This is a genomic window from Streptomyces sp. NPDC048197 (assembly GCF_043202395.1).
Classification (GTDB): Bacteria; Actinomycetota; Actinomycetes; order Streptomycetales; family Streptomycetaceae; genus Streptomyces; species Streptomyces siderophoricus.
On sequence record NZ_JBIDAJ010000022.1, the window covers coordinates 26,129 to 46,407 of the forward strand.

The following is a 20,279-nucleotide window of genomic DNA, read 5'->3' on the forward strand; positions in this document are numbered from 1 at the left end:
AGGGGATCTGCCGGGGTCCGTCTCAAGTACTACCTGGTCGGCGCGGTGCCGGGGATCACCGCGGAACGGGCTCCGGCAGCAGCCCGCACAGCGTGGCGCAGGCCGGGGTGCCCGGTGTCACCGGGGCGTAGTGCCCGACGCCCGGAAGCTCCCGCAGTTCGGCGCTGCCGGGGTGCGCCGCGGCGTACCTGCGGGAGAGCTCCGGGGGGACGTCCGGGTCGTCGGTGCCGTGCAGGAGCGTGACCGGGACGCCGGCCGGCGGATGGCGCACCGGGTCGGCGGCGGCCAGCCGCTCCGCCAGACCGGGCGCCGGTCCGAGCAGTTCGGCCACCGCCCCGTCGCTGAGGCCCAGCTCATGGGCGCGCGCCAGGTCGGCGACCGGCGAGACGGCCAGCACGTGGGCGACCGGGGTGCCGGGCCGGGCCGCGGCGAGCAGCGCGAGATGGCCGCCCGCCGAGTGCCCGACCAGCACCGGACCGCCGACGCCGGGCTCCTGCGCCGCTACGGCCTCGATGGCGGCCGCCACGTCCTCGAAGGTCGCCGGTGCGCCGCCGCCCGCACCGACCCTGCGGTACTCGACGAGCGCGACCGGCCGCCCCTGCCCGGCCAGCAAGGCGGCCAGCGGCGACAGATGGCACCGGTCGTAGGCCGCGCGCCAGAACCCGCCGTGCAGCAGCACCACCGGTGGGCCGGCGGCGGCGCCCCACGGGCCGTAGAGATCGACGAGCTGGTCCGGGTGCGGCCCGTAGGCCAGCGTGCGGTCCGGCGCCACCGGGGCGAGCCCCAGCAGCGCCGGCTCCTCGTCCGCCGCGCTCATCCGACGGCCCCGGGCGCCACCGCGTCCGGCTGCGCGCCCAGCACCTCGCCGAGCACCCGCGCCGCCCGCTCCGCGTCCCCGAAGGAGGTGTAGAGCGGGGTGAAGCCGAAGCGCAGCACGTCCGGGTGGCGGAAGTCGCCGACCACGCCGCGGCGGATCAGCTCGTCCATCACCTCACCGGCACCCGCGCACTGCAGCGCCACCTGGCTGCCGCGCTGCCGGTGGTCGGCCGGGGTGACCGACCGGACCCGGCCCGGCGGCACATGGGCGTCCACGCACTCCAGGAAGAAGTCGGTCAGCGCCAGGCTCTTGGCCCGTACGTCGTCCATGGAGACCCCGTCCCAGACCTCCAGCGCCGCCTCCAGCGCCAGCAGCGACAGGATGTCGGGGGTGCCGACCCGGCCGCGCACGATGCCGTCGCCGGGGGCGTAGCCCGGGTCCATCGCGAACGGGTCGGCGTGCGAGTTCCAGCCCGGCAGCGGCGACTCGAACCGCTCCTGCAGCCCCTCGCGGACGTAGAGGTACGCGGGCGAACCCGGGCCGCCGTTGAGGTACTTGTACGTGCAGCCGACCGCGAGGTCCACGCCGTGGGCGTCGAGGCCGACCGGCAGGGCGCCCGCGCTGTGGCACAGGTCCCAGATGGCCAGCGCGCCCGCGGAGTGCAGCGCCGTGGTGATGGACGGCAGGTCGTTGAGCCGCCCGGTGCGGTAGTCGACGTGGTTGACCAGCGCGACCGCGGTGCGTTCGGTGACCTCGTCGGCGATTCGGGCCGGCTCCACCGGCCGCACCGCGAGCCCGGTCATCCGCGCCGCCGACCGGGCGATGTAGCCGTCGGTCGGAAAGGTCGTGGCGTCGACGAGGATCTCCGTACAGCCCTTCCCGGCCATCCGGACGCCGCCGACCACGGCCTTGAAGATGTTCACGCTGGTCGAGTCGCCGACCACCACCCGGCCCGGGCCGGCCCCGATCAGCGGCGCGATCTTGTCGCCGATCCGCTCGGGCGCGGTCCACCAGCCGGATTCGGTCCATGAGCGGATCCGCAGCTCGCCCCACTCGCGGGCGACGACGTCGGCGATCCGGCCGGGCACCGTGCGGGGCAGCGCGCCGAGGGAATTGCCGTCCAGATAGACGGTGTCGTCGAGGACGAACCGCTCACGGACCGCGGCGAGCGGATCGGCGGCGTCCAACTCCGTTGCACGTATGGCGAGTTCGCTCCCGGACGCGGGAGCCGTGGGGGTCTCGGGGGTCTCAGACATGGCTGCGCGCCGTCCACAGCTCGGGGAACACGTTCTTGCGGGCCCGCTTCTCCAGCCAGGCGACGCCCGCGGAACCACCGGTACCCATTTTCGCCCCCATCGCCCGCCGGGTCGCGACCAGATGGTCGTTGCGCCAACGCCAGACCAGCTCGGCCACCTCGGTCAGCGCCTCGCCCAGCCGGACCAGCTCGGACTCCTGGTCGCCCGCGTAGATCTCCGCCCAGACGGCCTCCACCGCCGGGTCCGGCTCGTAGCGCTGGGCCGGGTCCCGCTCCGTGACGGCCGCCGGAAGCGGGTGGCCGCGGCGGGCCAGCAGCCGCAGCACCTCGTCCCACAGGCTCGGCTCGTGCAGCGCCTTCTCCAGCTCGGCGTGCGCGCGGGGGGCGCCGCGGTGCGGCACCAGCATCGACGCGGACTTCTCACCGAGCAGGAACTCCAGCCGCCGGTACATCGCCGACTGGAACCCGGAACCCTCGCCCAGCGCACTGCGGTAGGCGTTGAACTGGGCCGGGGTCAGCTTGGCCAGCGGCTTCCACGCGGCGTTCAGGGCCTCCAGCTCGTACGCGGAGCGCCGCAGCGCGTCGATGGCCACCGGCAGGTCGTCCCGGCGCAGCGCCTGGGCCGCGGTCTGCCACTCGTGGACGATGACGGTGAACCACAGCTCCATGACCTGGGTGGTGACCAGGAAGACCATCTCGCCGGGATCGTCGGAGAGCGGGTGCTGGAGATGGGTGAGGACGTCCGCCTGGACGTAGTCCTCGTACGGGGTGGTACCTGCGAAGTCGAGGTTCGGGGTCTCAGGCTCCTGAGCCCCGCCGGTTACCTCGTGGGACATCGCTGTCTCCTCGAAACGTACTCCGGGTAGCGGTCCGCCCCTGCCGATTCCGGCACGGGGGCCCCGGTCCCCACCGGGCATCTTCCGCAATGGTCCCCGGCATGTGCAAGGCCCGCCTGGTCAGAGGGCCAGGCGGGCCAGCGGGCGCCCGTCGCGGGCGCGGCGTCGCGGTGCGGTCAGCCCAGGGTCTGGGCGGCCGTCGGCGAGGAGTCCTTCAGGAACTGCGTGCAGCGCTCGTACTCGTCCTGCTCGCCGATCGCCCCGGCGGCCCGGGCGAGGGCGTGCAGCGCCCGCAGGAAGCCGCGGTTGGGCTCGTGCTCGAACGGCACCGGGCCGTGGCCCTTCCAGCCGGCCCGGCGCAGCGCGTCCAGACCGCGGTGGTAGCCGGTGCGGGCGTACGCGTACGACTCGACGACCCGGCCGCCCTCGAACGCGTCGTCCGCGAGCTGCGCCCAGGCGAGGGAGGACGTCGGGTACTTCGCGGCGACATCGGCCGGCGCGGTACCGGCCGCGAGCGCCTCGCGGGGCCCGGGGTCGTCGGGGAGGTGAGTGGGGGGCGGTCCCCCCAGCAGGTTTTCGTGAATGGGCATGCCCTTAGTCTCCCTCAACCCACGTACTCGGCTGCAGCGCCGTGGTCGTTGCTCGTCGTTGCGCTTTGCGGCGCCCCCTACGCACTTGGCCGTCCCGCCGCGGGTGGTCTCGCCGTTGCTCCCCCACTGCCTAAAGGGCGTGGGAGGTACCCCCATGCGGCGGGCTGGGTTTGTGGTGGGTGCGGTGACGGGCCTCCGGGGCCGGTGTTTGGGACTGCTGTCGCTTTACGTCCCAAACACCGGCCCCTCCGGCCCGTCCCCTCCCGTTGGGGGAGGAGTGGAGGTCGGTGGGGGCCGGTGTGGTTCGTCGCCGGGGTCCAAAGGTGGCGAAGCCACTCCGCAGTGGTAGGCGCATTCGGGGTGGCAGGGTTCCTTGGTGAGTGGGGAAGGGCGGGGCGCGGGGCGCACCGTCAGCCAGGCGATCAGGGCGCCGGCCAGGAGGACGGCGGCGCACAGGGGCATGGCGCGGCGGAAGGTGGCGGCGAATTCGCCGGCCGAGCGGTACGCCTCGGGGCCCATGCCCGCCAGGAGGGGCAGGGCGGCCACCGCGACCAGGCCCGCGGCCCGGGCCGCCGCGTTGTTGATGCCGCTGGCCAGACCGGCCCGGTCCACGTCCACCGAGGCCAGCACGGTCGCGGTGAGCGGCGCCACCAGCGTCACCATTCCCATGCCCAGCACCACCAGCGCGGGCAGCACATCGGCCGGATAGGAGGCGCCCGGGCCCACCCGGACCATCAGCAGCATCCCGGCGGCACAGAGCACCGGCCCGACGGTGAGCGGGAGCCGGGGCCCGATGCGCTGGCCGAGTTCACCGGAGCGGGCGGACAGCAGGAGCATCAGCACCGTGGTCGGCAGCAGCGCGACGCCGGCCTGGAGTGCCGAGTAGCCCACGACGACCTGGAGCTGGAGAACGGCCAGGAAGAAGAAGCCGCTGAACGCCGCGTAGACGCACACCGTCACCGCGTTGATCGCGGAGAACAGCCGGATGCGGAAGATCGAGGGCGGCAGCATCGGGTCCGTACGGCGCCCCTCGACGCGGACGAAGGCCACCCCGAGCAGCACACCCGCCACCGCGGGGACGACCACCCCGGGCGAGACACCCCGGCCGGGCGCGGCGATCAGCGCGTACGTCACCCCGGCCAGCGCCAGCGCGCCCAGCACCGCGCCCGCCACGTCGAACCCGCGGCGCGCCTCCGCGTCCCGCTCCCGGGTCTCGGGGACGTGCCGCAGCGCCACCGGTACGCACACCAGCGCCAGCGGGACGTTCACGAAGAACACCCAGCGCCAGCCGGGCCCGTCCACCAGCCAGCCGCCCACGAACGGGCCGATCGCCGCGGCCACCCCGCCCAGCCCCGACCAGGCACCGACCGCCCGGGCCCGGTCGCCCGGGCGGAAGACCGCCTGGATCAGGGCGAGCGAACCGGGCGTGAGCAGCGCCCCGCCGACCCCCTGCAACGCCCGGGCCGCGATCAGCACCCCCGCCTGCGGCGCCAGCCCGCACAACAGCGAGGCCGTGGCGAACCAGACCACCCCGATCACGAAGACCCGCCGCCGCCCGTACCGGTCCCCCAGCGCCCCGCCCAACAGGATCAGCGCGGAGAGGGTGAGCAAATAGGCGGTCACCGTCCACTGCAGCACCGCCAGATCCGCATGCAGGTCCTGCCCGATCCGCGGCAGCGCGACATTGACGACGGTGCTGTCCAGCATCGCCATCCCGGACCCCAGCACGGCGGTCAGCAACACCCACCGCCCTTGCGAGGACCTCAGCCCCACATCACCCATAGCCCGAGCCTGCCCGCCCAGACTCTCCCCCGCACGACGAAGGGCGGACGCCCACAGACGCCCGCCCCCACACACCGTTCTTCCACCCACTCACGGGAGGGGACGGACCGGAGGGGCCTTGTTCGTGGACGTAAAGCGAAGCAGTCCACGAACAAGGCCCCGGAGGTCCGTCACCGCACCCGACAAGCACCCGCCCGCCGCAGGCGCCACGGCGAGCAACAACCGCGGCGGGACGGTGAAAAACGTACGGCTACTTAATCTTGGTGCCGGTGGAGCGAAGGTTCGCGCAAGCCTCGGTCACCCGCTTGGCCATGCCGGCCTCGGCCAGCTTGCCCCAGCTGCGCGGGTCGTAGGTCTTCTTGTTGCCGACCTCGCCGTCGACCTTCAGCACACCGTCGTAGTTGCGGAACATGTGGTCCGCGATCGGACGGGAGAACGCGTACTGCGTGTCCGTGTCGAGGTTCATCTTGACCACGCCGTTCTCCAGCGCGGTGGCGATCTCCTGCTCGGTGGAGCCGGAGCCGCCGTGGAAGACGAAGTCGAACGGGGCGGCCTTGCCGTACTTGGCGCCGACGCCCTCCTGGAGGTCCTTGAGGAGCTCGGGGCGGAGCACGACGTTGCCCGGCTTGTAGACGCCGTGGACGTTGCCGAAGGAGGCGGCGAGCAGGTAGCGGCCCTTCTCGCCCAGGCCCAGCGCCTCGGCGGTGCGCAGCGCGTCGTCGACCGTGGTGTAGAGCTCGTCGTTGATCTCGTGGGTGACGCCGTCCTCCTCGCCGCCGGTCGGGGTGATCTCGACCTCAAGAATGATCTTGGCGGCGGCGGCCTTGGCGAGCAGCTCCTGGCCGATGGCCAGGTTGTCGGCGAGGGTCTCGGCCGAGCCGTCCCACATGTGCGACTGGAACAGCGGGTTCTGGCCCTTGGCGACGCGCTCGGCGGAGATGTCGAGCAGCGGGCGGACATAGCCGTCGAGCTTGTCCTTGGGGCAGTGGTCGGTGTGCAGCGCGACGGTGATGCCGTACTTGTCGGCCACGACGTGCGCGAACTCGGCGAGCGCGACCGCGCCGGTCACCATGTCCTTGTTGTGCTGACCACCCAGGAACTCCGCACCACCGGTGGAGATCTGGATGATGCCGTCGCTCTCGGCCTCGGCGAACCCTCGCAGCGCGGCGTGCAGCGTCTGCGTCGACGTGACGTTGATGGCCGGGTAGGCGAACTTGCCTGCCTTCGCCCGGTCCAGCATCTCGTTGTAGACCTCGGGGGTTGCGATGGGCATCTGTCCGCTCCTTGTATGTGCGGGTGTGCGTTCTTGGCCCTGACCTGGGACGGCGACGTTGCCGAGCACATCTTCCCAGACTCCGCGGATTGCTCCACCTCCCCCATCCGGCCACCACGCGAAAGGGGCGGCCGGTTTCACGTGAAACCTACCGCCCCTGGGCGAACCCGCAGGTCAGACCGTTACGCCCGCGTCAGCGCCGGGTGCCGGGTCACCCTCAGGCGAGGCCGAGGTCGGCGAGCTGGAAGCCCGTGATATAGCGCAGTCCGGCGTCGGCGATAGCGGACGCGGCGCCGCGGTCGACGATGGTGGCCACCGCGACGACCTCGGCGCCCGCCTCCCGGGCCGCCTCGACGGCGGTCAGCGGGGAGCCGCCGGTGGTGGAGGTGTCCTCGACGACCAGGACCCGGCGGCCGGTGATGTCCGGGCCCTCGATGCGGCGCTGCATGCCGTGCGCCTTCTGGGCCTTGCGGACGACGAAGGAGTCCAGCCGCCGGCCGCGCGCGGCGGAGGCGTGCAGCATCGAGGTCGCCACCGGGTCGGCGCCCAGCGTCAGCCCGCCCACCGCGTCGTAGTCCAGATCGGCCGTGATGTCCAGCATCAGCTGCCCCACCAGCGGCGCGGCCTCGCCGTCCAGGGTGATCCGGCGCAGGTCGATGTAGTAGTCGGCCTCCTTGCCGGAGGAAAGCGTCACCTTGCCGTGCACCACGGCCTTGTCCTTGATCTGCTGCAGCAGCTCGCCGCGCACGTCGTCACTCATGGTCCCGAGCTTATGCGGTGTCCCCGGACAGGCTCCGCCAGCTCCAGGTCATGGAGATCTCCAGCGGGTCGATGGGGGTGACCAGGCGGGGCAGGGTGTTGAGGCCGTTGGGCGGGCCGGTCTGCGGTTCGACGCAGACCGCGGCCTCCTGCTCGTCGTAGACCACCACCCACTCGGCGCGGCTGGTGACCTTCAGTTCCAGCCGGCCCGGCCAGGTGAGGGTGGCGGCCACCCCGCGCGGCACGCCGAAACAGTCGTCCCAGGGGCCGGGCCGCGGGGTGATCCGGCGGCCGGTCGGGAGGTGGTCGGGGCCCCGCTCCTCCTGCCACTCGGGCAGGAAGTCGAGGTGTACGTCCGCCCCCTCGCCGAGGTTCCGCCGGAACCACGGGTGCCAGCCGGCCTGCGCCGGGAAGGAGTCGCCGGTCGCCTCGACGCCCATGGTGAGGGTGAGCGAGGTGCCGTCCGCGCCGAGCTGGACGAGCTGGGTGACCCGCCCCGGGTACGGCCAGGGCGCCGCCGGATCGGTGAGGTCGTAGGTGAAGACCGCCTCCGTCGGGCCGGTGCGGGCGGTGTGCCAGCGGAGGTCGCGGCCGGTGCCGTGGATCGCGTGCGGCGGGGCGTTCAGCAGCATGCGGTGCAGCTCGCCGCCGTTGCGGAACTCGCCGTGCGCGAGCCGGCCGCACCACGGAACCATCGGGAAACAGCCGTACTTGTCGCCCTGCCGCAGCAGTTCCGTACCGCCGACCCGGAGGCTTTCGACCCGGCAGCCGTGGTCCGGCCGGACGGTCACTTCGGTGTCTCCGGCGGCCAGCCGTACCCCGTCCGGCGCGCCGCCCTGCGTGGTGTTGTCGGTACTCACGGGGCCCGACCCTAGCGGTGCGCCGGGCCGTGCCGGGGGAAGTCGCCGGGGGTCGCGGTCAGCGGCGGCGGCGCAGCACCCGGCCGACGACGACGGCGGACGCCAGCACCACCGCGGCGGCCGGCGCCGCCCAGCGCAGGGTCAGCGAGGTGGCATTGGGCTCGGGTGCGGGCACCGGCGCGTACCGGCCGCGCGGCGGGGCGTGGTCGACCTCCTCGGCGCTGCGCCCGATCATCGTGCGGCGGGCGTGCGCGGCCTCGGCCGGGGCGACCTCGTCCAGGTCGTCGTCGTAGGCGAGCCCGGGTTCCTCGGCGGCGTCGCCCGCGTCGGCCAGGTCGGCCTCCTCGATGGCGTCCTCGTCGCTGAGCGGGTCCAGGGAGGGCGGCGGCACCTCGGCGTCGAAGACGCCGGTCCGGGCGGGGCCTTCGGCCACCGGGCGCTGCCGCAGGTCGTCGGCGAGGTTCTCGGCGAACCGGTCCAGCAGCCGGCGCCCGGCGGCCTCGGCGGACCGGTCGGTGGCCTCGGCCAGCCGGCCGTCGCTGTGGACGGTGCCGGCGCAGGCCAGGGTGGTGCCGGGGCCGGGCTCGGTGGCCGGGGACAGCCGTACGGTCAAGGTGAGCGCGACCGCCCCGTCGCCCACGGATTCGGTGCCCTTCGCCTCGACGGTCAGTTCGGCGGTGCCGTCGTCGCCGGGGCCGCCGTCCGCCGGTTCGCCGACCGTGAGACTGCCGCGGTAGGTGATGGTGGAGCTTCCGACGCGCAGCCGCAGCCGGCCCTCGGGGCGGTGCGGGGCGGCATCGGCGTCGAGCTGGACTCCGGGGACACAGCGCGCCACCCGCTCCGGTTCGGTGAGCGCCTGCCGCACGGTCCGGACGGGAAACGGAACGTACACCTCATGCTCCATGACAACGGAGCCTACCCAGCGCCCCCGGAACCGTGCCCGCCCACGCACAACTTTCTGCACTCCGGCGCGGGTCGGGGCCGCCGCGCGTACCCTGCCCCGGTCGCGGAGCGGCTCAATCCTGGTGCTCAGTCCTGGTGCTCGGTCCCGGTGCTCAGTCCTGATAGCGCGGACGCATCAGCGTGGAGGCCGGCAGGCCGGGGATGCGGTCGCGGAGGTCGCCGTGCCGGGCGGCCCGGAGCGCCTCGCGGGTCACCGGTGGCGGGGGTGCGTCGGGCGCCGGGCCGAAGCGGGGGCGGTGCCGGGCGGCGAGCACGAAGCCCCAGTAGCCGGGCGCCGGTCCGACGGTGAGCGGTTCGCCGGTCGGGCGCGGGGTGGGGTCGGCCGAGCGGTCCGGTCCGACGAAGGACCCGAGGCGGCCGGGCATGCGGTACGGGTCGGTGGCCAGCCCGACCGAGCGGACCGTCGCGTCCACCGTCCAGTACGCCCGGGCCCGGGCGAGCGGCGGTCCGGCGTGCACCACCAGGCGTCCGCGGTCGGCCAGCAGCCGCGCGGCGAGACCGTAGAACTCCTGGGAGTACAGCTTGGTGCTGGCGGTGATGCCGGGGTCGGGGAGGTCGGAGACGATGACGTCGTACGGCGCCGTGCGGTGGCCGGGGGCGTGCCGGTCGCGCAGCCAGTCGAAGGCGTCGGCGGTGACGACGTGGACCCGGGGGTCGCCGAGCGAGTGACCGTTCAGGCGGGTCAGGCCGGGGTCCGTACGGGCCAGCCGGAGGACGCCGGGGTCGAGCTCGACGACCGTCACCGAGCGGACCGCGCGGTAGCGGAGGATCTCGCGTACGGCGAGGCCGTCGCCGCCGCCGAGGACCAGGACCCGGGCGTGCGGCCCGGCGGCCATCGCCGGGTGCACCAGCGCTTCGTGGTAGCGGAATTCGGTGTCCGCGCTGACCCGCAGCCGGCCGTCGAGATAGAGCTCCAGCGGCCGGCCGGAACCTTTCCTCGCCCGTCCCGCACCGGTCCCCGTCCCGCCGGTCAGCACCACCTCCTGGACGCCGGTCTGCACCGCGACCCGGGCCGCCGAGCCGTACACCGCCCGGCGCGCGGCACGTTCGAAGGGCGCGGCCAGCAGCACGCCGGTGGCGAGCAGCGCCAGGACGAGGACGTTGACCACGAGCAGGGTCCAGCGGGCGCGGGCGGTCAGGTCGCGGCGGAACAGCCAGAGCACCAGGGCGCCGCCGGCCACGTCGTTGACGGTGCCGGTGACCAGCGCGCCGGTCAGCTGGCCGAGGCTGGGCAGCAGCAGGAAGGGAAAGGCCAGGCCGCCGACGAGCGCGCCGACGTAGTCCGCGGCGAACAGGTCGGCGACCGCCCCGCCGGCGTCCTGGCGCCGCACCCGCTGGATCAGGGTCATCAGCAGCGGCACCTCGGCGCCGATCAGGACGCCGATGACCAGGGAGAAGGCGACCAGCGCGGAGCGGGACTGGGCGAACCAGGCGAAGCAGGCGTAGAGCGCCATCGCGGAGCTGCCGCCGACCAGGGCGAGTCCGGCCTCGACCACGCCGAAGCCGACCGCCGCCCGGCAGCGCAGCCGCTTGGCGAGCAGCGCGCCGACGCCCATCGCGAAGACCATGACGGACAGCACGACCGAGGCCTGGGTGACCGAGTCGCCCACCAAGTACGTGGCCAGCGCGACGAGTTCGAGTTCGTAGACCAGTCCGCAGGCGGCGCAGACGAAGACCACGCAGAGCACGAGCAGCCGGCCGAGCCCGGCCGGGACGGGCAGCCGCGCCGATGTCATGGCCTCCGGCGGCTCCAGGGTGCCGGTGAGAGCAGACTCTGGCGGGTCGATCATGCGTGAACGCTACGTGACGATTCCGTGCCCCTTGGTCACCCACACGAGTGCACTCTGCGGGCTACACGCGTCAGTTGAGCGATGCCGGAGCGCAAGTCCGCGGCGGACGGCGGACGTTGCGCGCCCGCGCACGCAACACCGCGCGCGCCCTGCCGCGTCTCCCCCCGCCGGGCGTGCACCGCAGTGCGGAGGCGCCTCTAGACAGCCGCGACCGCCGCGCGTACGCCCACCCGGGTCCGGGTGGCCACCAAACGGCCCTCCTGCGGATACGCGTGCCAGGTCCGCCAGCGCACCTGGTCCCGCTGGCACTGCGCCAGCAGCGCCGTGAAGGCGTGCGGCGAACCGGGGAACGTCCCGGCGAGCCCGTACGGATGCTCGGCGACCAGCGCGAGCAACTCCTGCGCGCGCCCGGCGAACGAACCGCGCGACAGGGTCTCCACATGCGCGGCGAACTCGTACTCCCAGTCCCCCAGGCGCTTGGCCACGCCGAGCGGCAGCGGGGTGCTGCTGCCCGGCATGCAGGCGACGGTCTCGGAACACGTCCCGCGCTCCTCTTCGAGGATGACCTGGTGGGAGGCGCCGAGCAGCCTCAACTGGACCTGCACGTCGTGGTGTTGGAGATCGAGCACGGCCAGCGCCGGCAGGGGTTCCCTGCCCAGCGCCCAGGCCAGGTCGGATGCACGGGTATCGGTGTACGCCGTCTTCAAAGTGGTGAGCATGGGTCGGCTCCGCAAGCACGCAGTGGAATGGTGGGCCGGCCCGCCCGTGAAGGATCAGGAATGTACGTCTGCCTGCCGGCTCGTGCCCACGTGGGAATCGGAGAACGTGGGGGATTCTCTATGAAGAGGGAATCATGAATGCCGGGTCACCCACAGCAGTTTTACCCATCTCCTGGGGGTTTCCATCCCCTAGAGGGCTTAGCAGTTCATCTGTTCAACTACCTTGCGCCCAGCGGGCGTTGACGTCCGTTTCCCGGCCCGCCGGGCGCATATGCGCAGAGGCATGGGCCACGCGCATGTGTACGGTTCAGGACCCTCCGCCGCAGCCCCCGCCACCGCCGCAGCCACCACCGCCGCCGCACGAGTGCCCGCCGTGGTGCCCGCCGCCGTGACCACCGCCGTGGTGCCCACCGTGGTGCCCGCCGTGGTGGCCGCCCGACCCCGAGTCGCCACCCGCCCACCAGCTGGCGCCGGCCGAGCTCCCGCCGCGGGTGCCGCCCCCGTTCCGCACGGCCAGGGCCACGACCCCGAGCACCACCGCACAGACCAGCCCGAAGAATACGAGCCCCATCATCTGCCTCACACTCCTTTCGCTCCCCCCGAAGCGTGGGGCACCTCCCCCGCCCTTCAGGCAGTGGGGGCGCATCGCTCCGTCCGGCGCCCGGTGCGCCGTCACGGCCCCTCCCGGGCCGCCGGCCGCCGCGTCGGCGACCGCTTCCGTCCTTGTGTGCTGGGGCTGATGCCCTCGCCCTGCGCGTCTCAAAGCACAGTTGAGGAACTCCAGAGGTTCGGCGCAGGATGGCGCGCATGGACCGACCGCTGCTCAATCGCCGCCTCGCCGAATTCGGCACCACGATCTTCGCCGAGATGTCGGCACTCGCCGTGCGCACCGGCTCGCTCAACCTCGGCCAGGGCTTCCCGGACGCCGACGGCCCCGAAGAGGTCAGGGAGGCGGCGGTGCGCGCCCTGCGCGACGGCCGCGGCAACCAGTACCCGCCCGGCCCCGGCATCCCCGAGCTGCGCACCGCCGTCGCCGCCCACCAGGAGCGCTTCTACGGCCACCTGGGCCTGTCGTACGACCCCGACACCGAGGTCCTGGTCACCGCCGGCGCCACCGAAGCCATCGCGGCCGCGCTGCTCGCCCTCCTCGAACCGGGCGACGAGGTCGTCGCGCTGGAGCCGTACTACGACTCCTACGCCGCCTGCATCGCCATGGCGGGCGGCCGCCGGGTGCCGGTGACCCTGCGCGCCGAGCCGGAATCCGGTACGTACCGCCTCGACCTCGACGAGCTCCGGGACGTGGTCACCGACGACACCCGCCTCCTCCTCCTCAACACCCCTCACAACCCCACCGGCACCGTGCTGACCCGCGAGGAGCTCTCCGCGATCGCCGAACTGGCCGTGGAGCGGAATCTCCTCGTGATCACCGACGAGGTCTACGAGCACCTCGTCTTCGAGGGCGAGCACCTGCCCCTGGCGTCCTTCCCCGGGATGCGCGACCGCACCGTCACGATCAGCTCGGCCGGCAAGACCTTCTCCTTCACCGGCTGGAAGGTCGGCTGGGTCACCGCGGCGCCGGAGCTGATCACCGCGGTCCGCTCGGCCAAGCAGTTCCTCACCTACGTCTCCGCCGGCCCCTTCCAGTACGCCGTCGCCGAGGCCCTGGCCCTGCCCGACAGCTACTACAGCGGCCTGCGCGACGACCTGCGCGCCAAGCGCGATGTGCTCGCCGCCGGCCTGGCCGACGCCGGCTTCCAGGTCTTCCGTCCCACCGGCACGTACTTCATCACCACCGACATCCGCCCCCTGGGCCCTGAGCTGTCCCACGAGGGCGACGGCTTCGCCTTCTGCCGGTCCCTGCCCGAGCGGGCCGGCGTCGTCGCCATCCCCAACGCGGTCTTCTACGACCACAAGGACGAGGGTGCCCCGTTCGTACGCTTCGCCTTCTGCAAGAGCATCGAGGTCCTCCGGGAGGCGGCCGGGCGGCTGAAGGCGCTGGCGGCCGGATAGCCGGCGGCCGGAAGGCTCCTACCCAGAGGACCCCGACACGACGACGCGGGCCCCGGAGCGGATGCTCCTGGGCCCGCGCAGCCGGGTCCGGGGGTGAAGGGGGGTGTCAGCCCTCCTCCTCGCCCGGCTTGTCGTCGGAGTCGCCGTCGATCTCGGCCTCCAAACCGAGCTGCTCGACGATCCACTTGTCGAATTCGATCGAGGCGCGAACCCAGCTGACCGTGCTCGACACGAAGTGTTCGAGCGAAACACCGGTGCCGATCAGCATCGATGCCTCACCGATCAGACGGACCGTGCCGTCGTCATGGGTGTGGGTGTAGGCCTTGGGCCACAGCGTCCGGCGGTTCCAGTCGTCGATCGCCTCCAGCAGCTTCGACTTCTCGTCGAGGCCGTGGACACGGTCGTAGAACGTGCGGACGGAGAAGATCTGCTGCTCCTCCTCGCCCCGGAACATGAAGTACGTGCGGAACTGCTCCCACGGCGCGGCGAGGTCACCCTCCTCGTCGACTACGTACTTCAGCTCCATCTGGTCGAGGAGCTGCTTGACCAGGTCCTGGTCTGGCAGGACGGGACCATCAGGCCCCGACGGCTGCGGTTCGGGCTGGCCCCCGAAATTCGGAATCGAGGACGGGTCGATGCTCACCGTGGAATTCCCTTCGTATGGTCCCTGCCATCCTCCCCCACATCCGCCCCGTCCTGGCAAGCCCGGACGGGGCCGGTGCGGGCAACGTGTAGGTCAAGGGGACGATCCACCGGCGGCTCCGGCGGCCCGGGCGGTCGGTCCGCCACCCGGGCCGGCCCGGCTCAGGCCGCGGCGCGCCCGGCGGCCGCCACCGTCAGCCGCTCCCCGTCGCCGTCCACGTCCACCCGTACGGTGTCGCCGTCGAGTACCTCGCCGGCCAGGATGGCCCGGGCGAGCTGGTCGCCGATGGCCGTCTGCACCAGGCGGCGCAGCGGCCGGGCACCGTACGACAGGTCGGGCGCGGGTGCGTCGATGACCGGTTCGTGGCCGAGCCAGGCGAGCCAGTCCAGCGCGCGGTCGGTGACGTCCAGGGTGAGCCGGCGGTCGCCGAGCCGGCGCTGGAGGTGGTCCAGCTGGATCCGGGCGATCCGCTGCAGCTGTTCCGTGCCGAGCGGGTGGAAGACCACCACGTCGTCGAGCCGGTTGAGGAATTCGGGCCGGAAGGACGCGCGGACGGTCTCCAGCACCTTCTCCTTCTTCTCCTCCTCCTTCAGCAGCGGGTCCATCAGGAAGGCGGAGCCCAGGTTGGAGGTGAGGATCAGGATGGTGTTCCGGAAGTCGACCGTGCGGCCCTGGCCGTCCGTGAGCCGGCCGTCGTCGAGCACCTGGAGCAGGACGTCGAAGACCTCGGTGTGCGCCTTCTCCACCTCGTCGAGCAGGATCACGCTGTACGGGCGGCGGCGGACCGCCTCCGTCAGCTGGCCGCCCTCCTCGTAGCCCACATAACCGGGCGGCGCGCCGACCAGGCGGGCGACGCTGTGCTTCTCGCCGTACTCCGACATGTCGATCCGGACCATCGCCCGCTCGTCGTCGAAGAGGAAGTCGGCGAGCGCCTTGGCCAGCTCGGTCTTGCCGACGCCGGTGGGGCCGAGGAAGAGGAACGAGCCGGTGGGCCGGTCCGGGTCGGCGATCCCGGCGCGGGTGCGGCGGACCGCGTCCGACACCGAGCGGACGGCCTCGCTCTGGCCGATCAGCCGCTTGCCGATCTCCTCCTCCATGCGGAGCAGCTTCTGGGTCTCGCCCTCCAGGAGGCGGCCGGCCGGGATGCCGGTCCAGGAGCCGACCACGTCCGCGATGTCGTCCGGGCCGACCTCCTCCTTGACCATGGATTCCTTGGCGGCCTCCTGCTCGGCCTCGGCGGCCGCGGCCTCCTCCAGCTCCCGCTCGACGCCCGGGATCTCGCCGTAGAGCAGCTTGGAGGCGGTGTCGAAGTCGCCGTCCCGCTGGGCGCGCTCGGCCTGGCCGCGCAGTTCGTCGAGCTTCTCCTTCAGCTCACCGACGCGGTTGAGGCTCTGCTTCTCCTTCTCCCACCGGGCGGTCAGTCCGCGCAGCTCCTCCTCCTTGTCGGCGAGGTCCTTGCGCAGCTTCTCCAGGCGCGCGAGGGAGCCGGCATCGGTCTCGTTGCGCAGCGCCAGCTCCTCCATCTTGAGCCGGTCGACGGCACGCTGGAGCTCGTCGATCTCCACGGGCGAGGAGTCGATCTCCATCCGGAGCCGGGACGCGGCCTCGTCGACCAGGTCGATCGCCTTGTCCGGCAGGAAGCGGGAGGTGATGTAGCGGTCGGAGAGGGTGGCCGCGGCGACCAGCGCGGAGTCGGCGATCTGCACCTTGTGGTGCGCCTCGTAACGGCCCTTGAGACCGCGCAGGATCGCGACCGTGTCCTCGACGGTCGGCTCGGCGACCAGCACCTGCTGGAAGCGCCGCTCCAGCGCGGGGTCCTTCTCGATCCGCTCCCGGTACTCGTCGAGCGTGGTCGCACCGACCATCCGCAGCTCACCACGGGCCAGCATGGGCTTGAGCATGTTGCCCGCGTCCATCGACGAGTCCCCGCCGGCGCCCGCGCCGACGACGGTGTGCAGCTCGTCGATGAAGGTGATGATCCGGCCCTCGCTGGACTTGATCTCCGCCAGGACGGTCTTCAGCCGCTCCTCGAACTCACCGCGGTACTTCGCGCCCGCGACCATCGCCCCCAGGTCCAGCGCGACCAGCCGCTTGTTGCGCAGCGACTCGGGCACGTCGCCCTTGACGATCCGCTGCGCCAGCCCCTCGACGACGGCGGTCTTGCCGACGCCCGGCTCGCCGATCAGCACCGGGTTGTTCTTCGTCCGGCGGGAGAGCACCTGCACCACCCGCCGGATCTCGTGGTCCCGGCCGATGACCGGGTCGAGCTTGCCCTCGCGGGCGGCCGCGGTGAAGTCCGTACCGAACTTCTCCAGCGCCTTGTACGTGCCCTCCGGGTCGGGGTTGGTCACCCGCTGCCCGCCGCGGTTCGCCTCGAACGCGGCCAGCAGCTTCTTGGCGGAGGCGCCCTGCTGCTCCAGCAGCTCGCCGGTGCGCCCGCCCTTGGCGGCGATCCCGATCAGCAGGTGCTCGGTGGAGACGTAGTCGTCCCCGAGGTCCCTGGCCCGCTGGGTGGCGTCCGCGATGGCGGTCAGCAGCTCGCGGTCCGGCTGCGGCGGGGCGACCGTCGAGCCCTGCGCGCTGGGCAGCCCGGCGAGCTGCCGCTCGGCACCGTTGCGCAGCGCGGCGGCGTCGGCCTCCACGGCGGCCAGCAGGTCCATGATGTTCTCGTTGTCCTGCCCGGCCAGCAGCGCGAGCAGGAGATGCGCGGACGTCATGTCCGCGTGCCCGGCGGTGACCGCCCGCTCATTGGCGGCGCTCAGCGCCTCCCGGCTCTTGTTGGTCAGCTCGGCGTCCACGGCCTTGTGATCCTCCTCGTACTCGTGCCCGTACCCGGTACCGGCGCACGTTCCCTGAGCCAATCCTGCCTATGCCAACGTGCGATAAGTTGAGTCTATTCCACTCAAGGCCACTCCGGCCCGATTCGGGTCCGTTCCACTCAGGCCACTCCGGCCCGATTCGGGCACCGGGGCTCCCTCCAGCCTGCCCCCCAATTACCCTGACCCGCATGGCCCACGACCTCAGCGCCCTCAGTCCCGAGTACCTCGCCTTCTGGGGCGAGTACCAGATGCCGACGCTCACCACGCTGCGGCCCGACGGGACGCCGCACGTCGTTCCGGTGGGGGTCACCTACGACGCCGGGCAGCGGATCGCGCGGGTCATCACCCGCAAGGACAGCACCAAGGTCAAGAACGTGCTGGCCGCCGGGCCGGACGGGGCGCGGGTCGCCGTCTGCCAGGTCGACCGGGGCCGTTGGGCGACCCTGGAGGGCATCGCGCGGGTGCGGACCGAGGCCGAGGCGGTGGCCGACGCCGTCGCGCGGTACGCCGAGCGGTACGGGCGGACGCCGGCCCCCAACCCCGATCGGGTCATGATCGAGATCACGGTGACCAGGGCCATGGGACGGGCCTGAGCCCCCGGGGGAGCCCCTGGTCCAGACCTGTCCGAAAACGGACGCTCCGCATCCGGTGTCACCGCGCCACCTGGTACCCAAGTACGACGGGGACCGAACAGCACCGGACAACGACGGACAACTTCGGCGTCGTCCCGGCCGGAAGAAGGCAGCTGGAGGCGCCATGGCGTCGGCTTTGCGCATCGTGACGACCGTTCCGCGCCGTCCGCACCCCGCCCGCCCACACCCGCACGCCGAGCTCTGTCCGCGCTGCGGCGGCCAGCTCGCGGTCAACCAGGACGGCTGGAAGATCTGCCACGCCTGCGGCTACGCCTCGCCACCCGGTACCGCCCCTCCACCACGGGCCGCCCTCGGGGGTATCGTCGCCCCCACAGTCGCCACGCACCGGAGGGCACGATGAACTCGGTCCGAGTGACGGCGATCGCCTGCCTGATGCCGCTGTCCGAGCTGGACGAGGACCCGTTCCTGGTCGACGACCGCAGCCAGCACGACATGTGCAAACAGTGGGCGGCGGCCCGTGATTACCACCTGACCTGCCAGCTCACCCTGCATCACCTGCGCGCCGACCACAGCGCGCTGTGGCGCGACGTCGAAAAGGGCCTGGTCGACGTGTTCGTGACGCCCAATCGGCGGGCGCTGGAGAACGCCATCGACGGCGCCGACGAATTCAGTGCCCGCTGCGCGGCGGCCGGCGTCCGGCTGGAGACCGCCGATCTCGACGAGCCGGTCTACACGCTCGCGATGAAGTCACAGGTGCACCGCCGGCTTTCGATGCCGACCGCGGGCTACAACGGCTGCTGAGCGCCCCGCCGGGGCCTTCCCCGGCCCGGCACCGCCGTGCGGCCCGCCCCGGACACGACCGAGGGCCGGGGCGGCTCGTCACCACCCCGGCCCTCGGCCGGGAAACTGCCGGGCGCGGCGCCCGTCACTCGGACCGCTTCGGCCGCCACACCACCAGCGCGCTGGTCTGCTGCACGTCCTGATAGGGCACCAGATCACGCCGATACGAGGCGTGCACCGCGGCCTCCCGCTGCTGCATCGCGCTGGCCGCGCCCTCCAGGGCACCCTGCAGCTCGACGATCCGCTGCTGCAGGGCCGCGACCTGGTTCTCCAGCTCGATGATGCGCTTGATGCCGGCGAGGTTGATGCCCTCGTCCTGGGACAGCTGCTGCACCGTGCGGAGCAGCTCGATGTCCCGGGCGGAGTAGCGGCGGCCCCGCCCGGCCGTGCGGTCGGGCGAGACCAGCCCCAGCCGGTCGTACTGCCGAAGGGTCTGCGGATGCAGGCCGGAGAGCTGAGCCGCGACGGAGATGACGTACACCGGCGACTCTTCGGTCAGTTCATACGGGTTACGACGCTGCCCGCCCCGGCTCTCCATCTCAAGCTCCCTTCGCGGCCTGGAACAGCTCCGCCCGCGGGTCGGCCCCCGCGGTCGCCTCGCGATAGGACTCCAGCGCTTCCCTCGCGCCGTCGCTGAGGTCCTGGGGAACGACGACCTCGATGGTGACCAGCAGATCACCCCGGGTGCCGTCCTTGCGGGCCGCGCCCTTGCCCCGGGCCCGCATCGTGCGTCCGTTGGGAGTGCCGGCCGGCACCTTCAGCGTCACCGGCGGACCGCCCAGCGTCGGCACCTTCACCTCGCCGCCGAGGGCCGCCTCCGGGAAGGTGACCGGCACCGTGACGGTGAGGTTGTCGCCCTTGCGGCCGAAGACCGGGTGGGCGCCGACGTGCACGACCACGTACAGGTCGCCGGCCGGGCCGCCCCGCTCACCGGGAGCGCCCTTGCCGCGCAGCCGGATCCGCTGCCCGTCGGAGACGCCCGCGGGGATGCGGACCTGCATCGTGCGCGCGCTGGTGGCCCGTCCGCTGCCCTTGCAGACGTCGCACGGGTCCTGCGCGATCAGGCCGCGGCCCTTGCAGTCGGCGCACGGGTCGGTGAGCGAGAAGCCGCCGCCCGCGCCCCGGCTGACCTGGCCGGTGCCGACACAGGTCGGGCAGACCCGAGGCGTACCGTTTTTGTCGCCGGTGCCCGAACAGGCCTTGCAGGCCGCCTGGCTGGACATCCGCAGCGGGACCGTGGCCCCGTCGACCGCCTCGGTGAAGCTCAGCGTCACCTCGGACTCGACGTCCTGGCCGCGCCGCGGCTGGGTACGCGTACCCGCACCGCCGCCGCGGTTGAACAGACCGCCGAAGACGTCGCCGAGCCCGCCGCCGAAGCCGCCGGCACCACCGCCGCCACCGGCCGAGCCCCCGAACAGGTCGCCCAGGTCGAAGTTGAAGCTGCCGCCGCCGCCCGGCCCCGGCCGGAAGCCGCCGTTGCCGAACAGCGCGCGCGCCTCGTCGTACTCCTTGCGGCGCTTGGCGTCCCCCAGGACGTCATTGGCCTCGGAGATCTCCTTGAAGCGCTCCTCGGCCTTGGCGTCGCCCTTGTTGGCGTCCGGGTGGTTCTCCCGGGCCAGCTTGCGGTACGCCTTCTTGATCTCCGCTTCGGTGGCGTCCTTCGGGACGCCGAGGACCTTGTAATAGTCCTTCTCGACGAAGTCCTTGGTGCTCATCCCCGACGTCCCTCC

20 protein-coding genes are annotated in these 20,279 nt (G+C 72.7%); 4 read left to right on the top strand and 16 right to left on the bottom strand.

Annotation, left to right across the window (positions count from 1 at the left end; genetic code table 11):
• Positions 1 to 55: 55 nt before the first annotated feature.
• From ACGF4C_RS26005 to ACGF4C_RS26060, 12 genes are all read right to left on the bottom strand, one after another.
• The gene (locus tag ACGF4C_RS26005) at positions 56 to 817 is read right to left on the bottom strand and encodes an alpha/beta hydrolase family protein (protein ID WP_393569222.1); all 762 of its coding nucleotides are present in this window, start codon (positions 815 to 817) and stop codon (positions 56 to 58) included.
• Positions 814 to 2,073 (bottom strand): kynureninase, encoded by a 1,260-nt coding sequence (gene kynU / locus ACGF4C_RS26010; protein WP_393569223.1) that lies wholly within the window; start codon positions 2,071 to 2,073, stop codon positions 814 to 816. The genes ACGF4C_RS26005 and kynU overlap by 4 nt, the downstream gene beginning before the upstream one ends.
• Positions 2,066 to 2,908 carry a tryptophan 2,3-dioxygenase family protein gene (locus ACGF4C_RS26015; RefSeq protein ID WP_393569224.1) on the bottom strand — a complete coding sequence of 281 codons (843 nt, stop codon included), beginning with the start codon at positions 2,906 to 2,908 and terminating at the stop codon, positions 2,066 to 2,068. Before ACGF4C_RS26015 ends, kynU begins: the two co-directional genes overlap by 8 nt.
• Positions 2,909 to 3,084: 176 nt before the next feature.
• On the bottom strand, positions 3,085 to 3,498 hold the full coding sequence (locus ACGF4C_RS26020; protein ID WP_030809918.1) for a DUF3151 domain-containing protein: 414 nt from the start codon (positions 3,496 to 3,498) through the stop codon (positions 3,085 to 3,087).
• 225 nt (positions 3,499 to 3,723) lie between these two features.
• Positions 3,724 to 5,280 (bottom strand): MFS transporter, encoded by a 1,557-nt coding sequence (locus tag ACGF4C_RS26025; protein WP_393569225.1) that lies wholly within the window; start codon positions 5,278 to 5,280, stop codon positions 3,724 to 3,726.
• Between the two features lie 250 nt (positions 5,281 to 5,530).
• Positions 5,531 to 6,553 (bottom strand): class II fructose-bisphosphate aldolase, encoded by a 1,023-nt coding sequence (gene fbaA / locus ACGF4C_RS26030; protein WP_362144766.1) that lies wholly within the window; start codon positions 6,551 to 6,553, stop codon positions 5,531 to 5,533.
• 217 nt (positions 6,554 to 6,770) lie between these two features.
• A complete protein-coding gene (pyrE, locus tag ACGF4C_RS26035; protein WP_393569226.1) occupies positions 6,771 to 7,313 on the bottom strand; it encodes an orotate phosphoribosyltransferase in 543 nt (180 codons plus the stop codon).
• A gap of 10 nt (positions 7,314 to 7,323) precedes the next feature.
• A complete protein-coding gene (locus tag ACGF4C_RS26040; protein ID WP_393569227.1) occupies positions 7,324 to 8,172 on the bottom strand; it encodes an aldose 1-epimerase in 849 nt (282 codons plus the stop codon).
• A 58-nt stretch (positions 8,173 to 8,230) separates the two neighbouring features.
• Positions 8,231 to 9,076 (bottom strand): carbon monoxide dehydrogenase subunit G, encoded by an 846-nt coding sequence (locus tag ACGF4C_RS26045; protein ID WP_393569228.1) that lies wholly within the window; start codon positions 9,074 to 9,076, stop codon positions 8,231 to 8,233.
• 151 nt (positions 9,077 to 9,227) lie between these two features.
• Positions 9,228 to 10,925, bottom strand: a complete 1,698-nt coding sequence (locus ACGF4C_RS26050; RefSeq protein ID WP_393569229.1) for a polyamine aminopropyltransferase — start codon at positions 10,923 to 10,925, stop codon at positions 9,228 to 9,230.
• Positions 10,926 to 11,122: 197 nt separating this feature from the next.
• The gene (locus ACGF4C_RS26055; RefSeq protein WP_030414451.1) at positions 11,123 to 11,644 is read right to left on the bottom strand and encodes a DUF2617 family protein; all 522 of its coding nucleotides are present in this window, start codon (positions 11,642 to 11,644) and stop codon (positions 11,123 to 11,125) included.
• Between the two features lie 307 nt (positions 11,645 to 11,951).
• Entirely contained in the window at positions 11,952 to 12,218 is a 267-nt protein-coding gene (locus tag ACGF4C_RS26060; RefSeq protein WP_393569230.1) for a hypothetical protein, read from the bottom strand.
• A 233-nt stretch (positions 12,219 to 12,451) separates the two neighbouring features.
• On the opposite strand from ACGF4C_RS26060, the gene ACGF4C_RS26065 reads away from it, so the two are divergent.
• Complete coding sequence (locus ACGF4C_RS26065; RefSeq protein WP_393569231.1) at positions 12,452 to 13,654, top strand: pyridoxal phosphate-dependent aminotransferase; 1,203 nt, start codon at positions 12,452 to 12,454, stop codon at positions 13,652 to 13,654.
• A 106-nt stretch (positions 13,655 to 13,760) separates the two neighbouring features.
• Here the strand turns inward: ACGF4C_RS26065 and ACGF4C_RS26070 are convergent, their stop codons facing one another.
• Together ACGF4C_RS26070 and clpB are read right to left on the bottom strand one after the other, a co-directional pair.
• Complete coding sequence (locus ACGF4C_RS26070) at positions 13,761 to 14,297, bottom strand: YbjN domain-containing protein (RefSeq protein ID WP_030414448.1); 537 nt, start codon at positions 14,295 to 14,297, stop codon at positions 13,761 to 13,763.
• Positions 14,298 to 14,458: 161 nt separating this feature from the next.
• Positions 14,459 to 17,095: an ATP-dependent chaperone ClpB gene (clpB, locus tag ACGF4C_RS26075; RefSeq protein ID WP_393569232.1), complete on the bottom strand. Its 2,637-nt coding sequence runs from the start codon at positions 17,093 to 17,095 to the stop codon at positions 14,459 to 14,461.
• 209 nt (positions 17,096 to 17,304) lie between these two features.
• Between clpB and ACGF4C_RS26080 the strand changes: the two genes are divergently transcribed.
• The 3 genes from ACGF4C_RS26080 to ACGF4C_RS26090 all read left to right on the top strand — a co-directional run bounded on the left by ACGF4C_RS26080 (position 17,305) and on the right by ACGF4C_RS26090 (position 18,510).
• Entirely contained in the window at positions 17,305 to 17,709 is a 405-nt protein-coding gene (locus ACGF4C_RS26080) for a pyridoxamine 5'-phosphate oxidase family protein (RefSeq protein ID WP_393569233.1), read from the top strand.
• A gap of 163 nt (positions 17,710 to 17,872) precedes the next feature.
• Positions 17,873 to 18,109 carry a hypothetical protein gene (locus ACGF4C_RS26085; protein WP_078866274.1) on the top strand — a complete coding sequence of 79 codons (237 nt, stop codon included), beginning with the start codon at positions 17,873 to 17,875 and terminating at the stop codon, positions 18,107 to 18,109.
• Positions 18,106 to 18,510, top strand: a complete 405-nt coding sequence (locus tag ACGF4C_RS26090; protein ID WP_030414445.1) for a hypothetical protein — start codon at positions 18,106 to 18,108, stop codon at positions 18,508 to 18,510. The genes ACGF4C_RS26085 and ACGF4C_RS26090 overlap by 4 nt, the downstream gene beginning before the upstream one ends.
• A 124-nt stretch (positions 18,511 to 18,634) precedes the next feature.
• Here the strand turns inward: ACGF4C_RS26090 and ACGF4C_RS26095 are convergent, their stop codons facing one another.
• Positions 18,635 to 19,087, bottom strand: coding sequence for a heat shock protein transcriptional repressor HspR (locus ACGF4C_RS26095; RefSeq protein WP_362144726.1), 453 nt, complete (start codon positions 19,085 to 19,087; stop codon positions 18,635 to 18,637).
• Between the two features lies 1 nt (position 19,088).
• Positions 19,089 to 20,264, bottom strand: a complete 1,176-nt coding sequence (gene dnaJ, locus ACGF4C_RS26100; RefSeq protein WP_362144723.1) for a molecular chaperone DnaJ — start codon at positions 20,262 to 20,264, stop codon at positions 19,089 to 19,091.
• Between the last annotated feature and the right edge of the window lie 15 nt (positions 20,265 to 20,279).

Coding starts and splice junctions, on each gene's coding strand:
- ACGF4C_RS26005 (WP_393569222.1), bottom strand. CDS start 817: ATGAGCGCGGCGGACGAGGAGCCGGCGCTGCTGGGGCTCGCCCCGGTG.
- kynU (WP_393569223.1), bottom strand. CDS start 2,073: ATGTCTGAGACCCCCGAGACCCCCACGGCTCCCGCGTCCGGGAGCGAA.
- ACGF4C_RS26015 (WP_393569224.1), bottom strand. CDS start 2,908: ATGTCCCACGAGGTAACCGGCGGGGCTCAGGAGCCTGAGACCCCGAAC.
- ACGF4C_RS26020 (WP_030809918.1), bottom strand. CDS start 3,498: ATGCCCATTCACGAAAACCTGCTGGGGGGACCGCCCCCCACTCACCTC.
- ACGF4C_RS26025 (WP_393569225.1), bottom strand. CDS start 5,280: ATGGGTGATGTGGGGCTGAGGTCCTCGCAAGGGCGGTGGGTGTTGCTG.
- fbaA (WP_362144766.1), bottom strand. CDS start 6,553: ATGCCCATCGCAACCCCCGAGGTCTACAACGAGATGCTGGACCGGGCG.
- pyrE (WP_393569226.1), bottom strand. CDS start 7,313: ATGAGTGACGACGTGCGCGGCGAGCTGCTGCAGCAGATCAAGGACAAG.
- ACGF4C_RS26045 (WP_393569228.1), bottom strand. CDS start 9,076: ATGGAGCATGAGGTGTACGTTCCGTTTCCCGTCCGGACCGTGCGGCAG.
- ACGF4C_RS26050 (WP_393569229.1), bottom strand. CDS start 10,925: ATGATCGACCCGCCAGAGTCTGCTCTCACCGGCACCCTGGAGCCGCCG.
- ACGF4C_RS26055 (WP_030414451.1), bottom strand. CDS start 11,644: ATGCTCACCACTTTGAAGACGGCGTACACCGATACCCGTGCATCCGAC.
- ACGF4C_RS26060 (WP_393569230.1), bottom strand. CDS start 12,218: ATGATGGGGCTCGTATTCTTCGGGCTGGTCTGTGCGGTGGTGCTCGGG.
- ACGF4C_RS26065 (WP_393569231.1), top strand. CDS start 12,452: ATGGACCGACCGCTGCTCAATCGCCGCCTCGCCGAATTCGGCACCACG.
- ACGF4C_RS26080 (WP_393569233.1), top strand. CDS start 17,305: ATGGCCCACGACCTCAGCGCCCTCAGTCCCGAGTACCTCGCCTTCTGG.
- ACGF4C_RS26085 (WP_078866274.1), top strand. CDS start 17,873: ATGGCGTCGGCTTTGCGCATCGTGACGACCGTTCCGCGCCGTCCGCAC.
- ACGF4C_RS26090 (WP_030414445.1), top strand. CDS start 18,106: ATGAACTCGGTCCGAGTGACGGCGATCGCCTGCCTGATGCCGCTGTCC.
- ACGF4C_RS26095 (WP_362144726.1), bottom strand. CDS start 19,087: ATGGAGAGCCGGGGCGGGCAGCGTCGTAACCCGTATGAACTGACCGAA.
- dnaJ (WP_362144723.1), bottom strand. CDS start 20,264: ATGAGCACCAAGGACTTCGTCGAGAAGGACTATTACAAGGTCCTCGGC.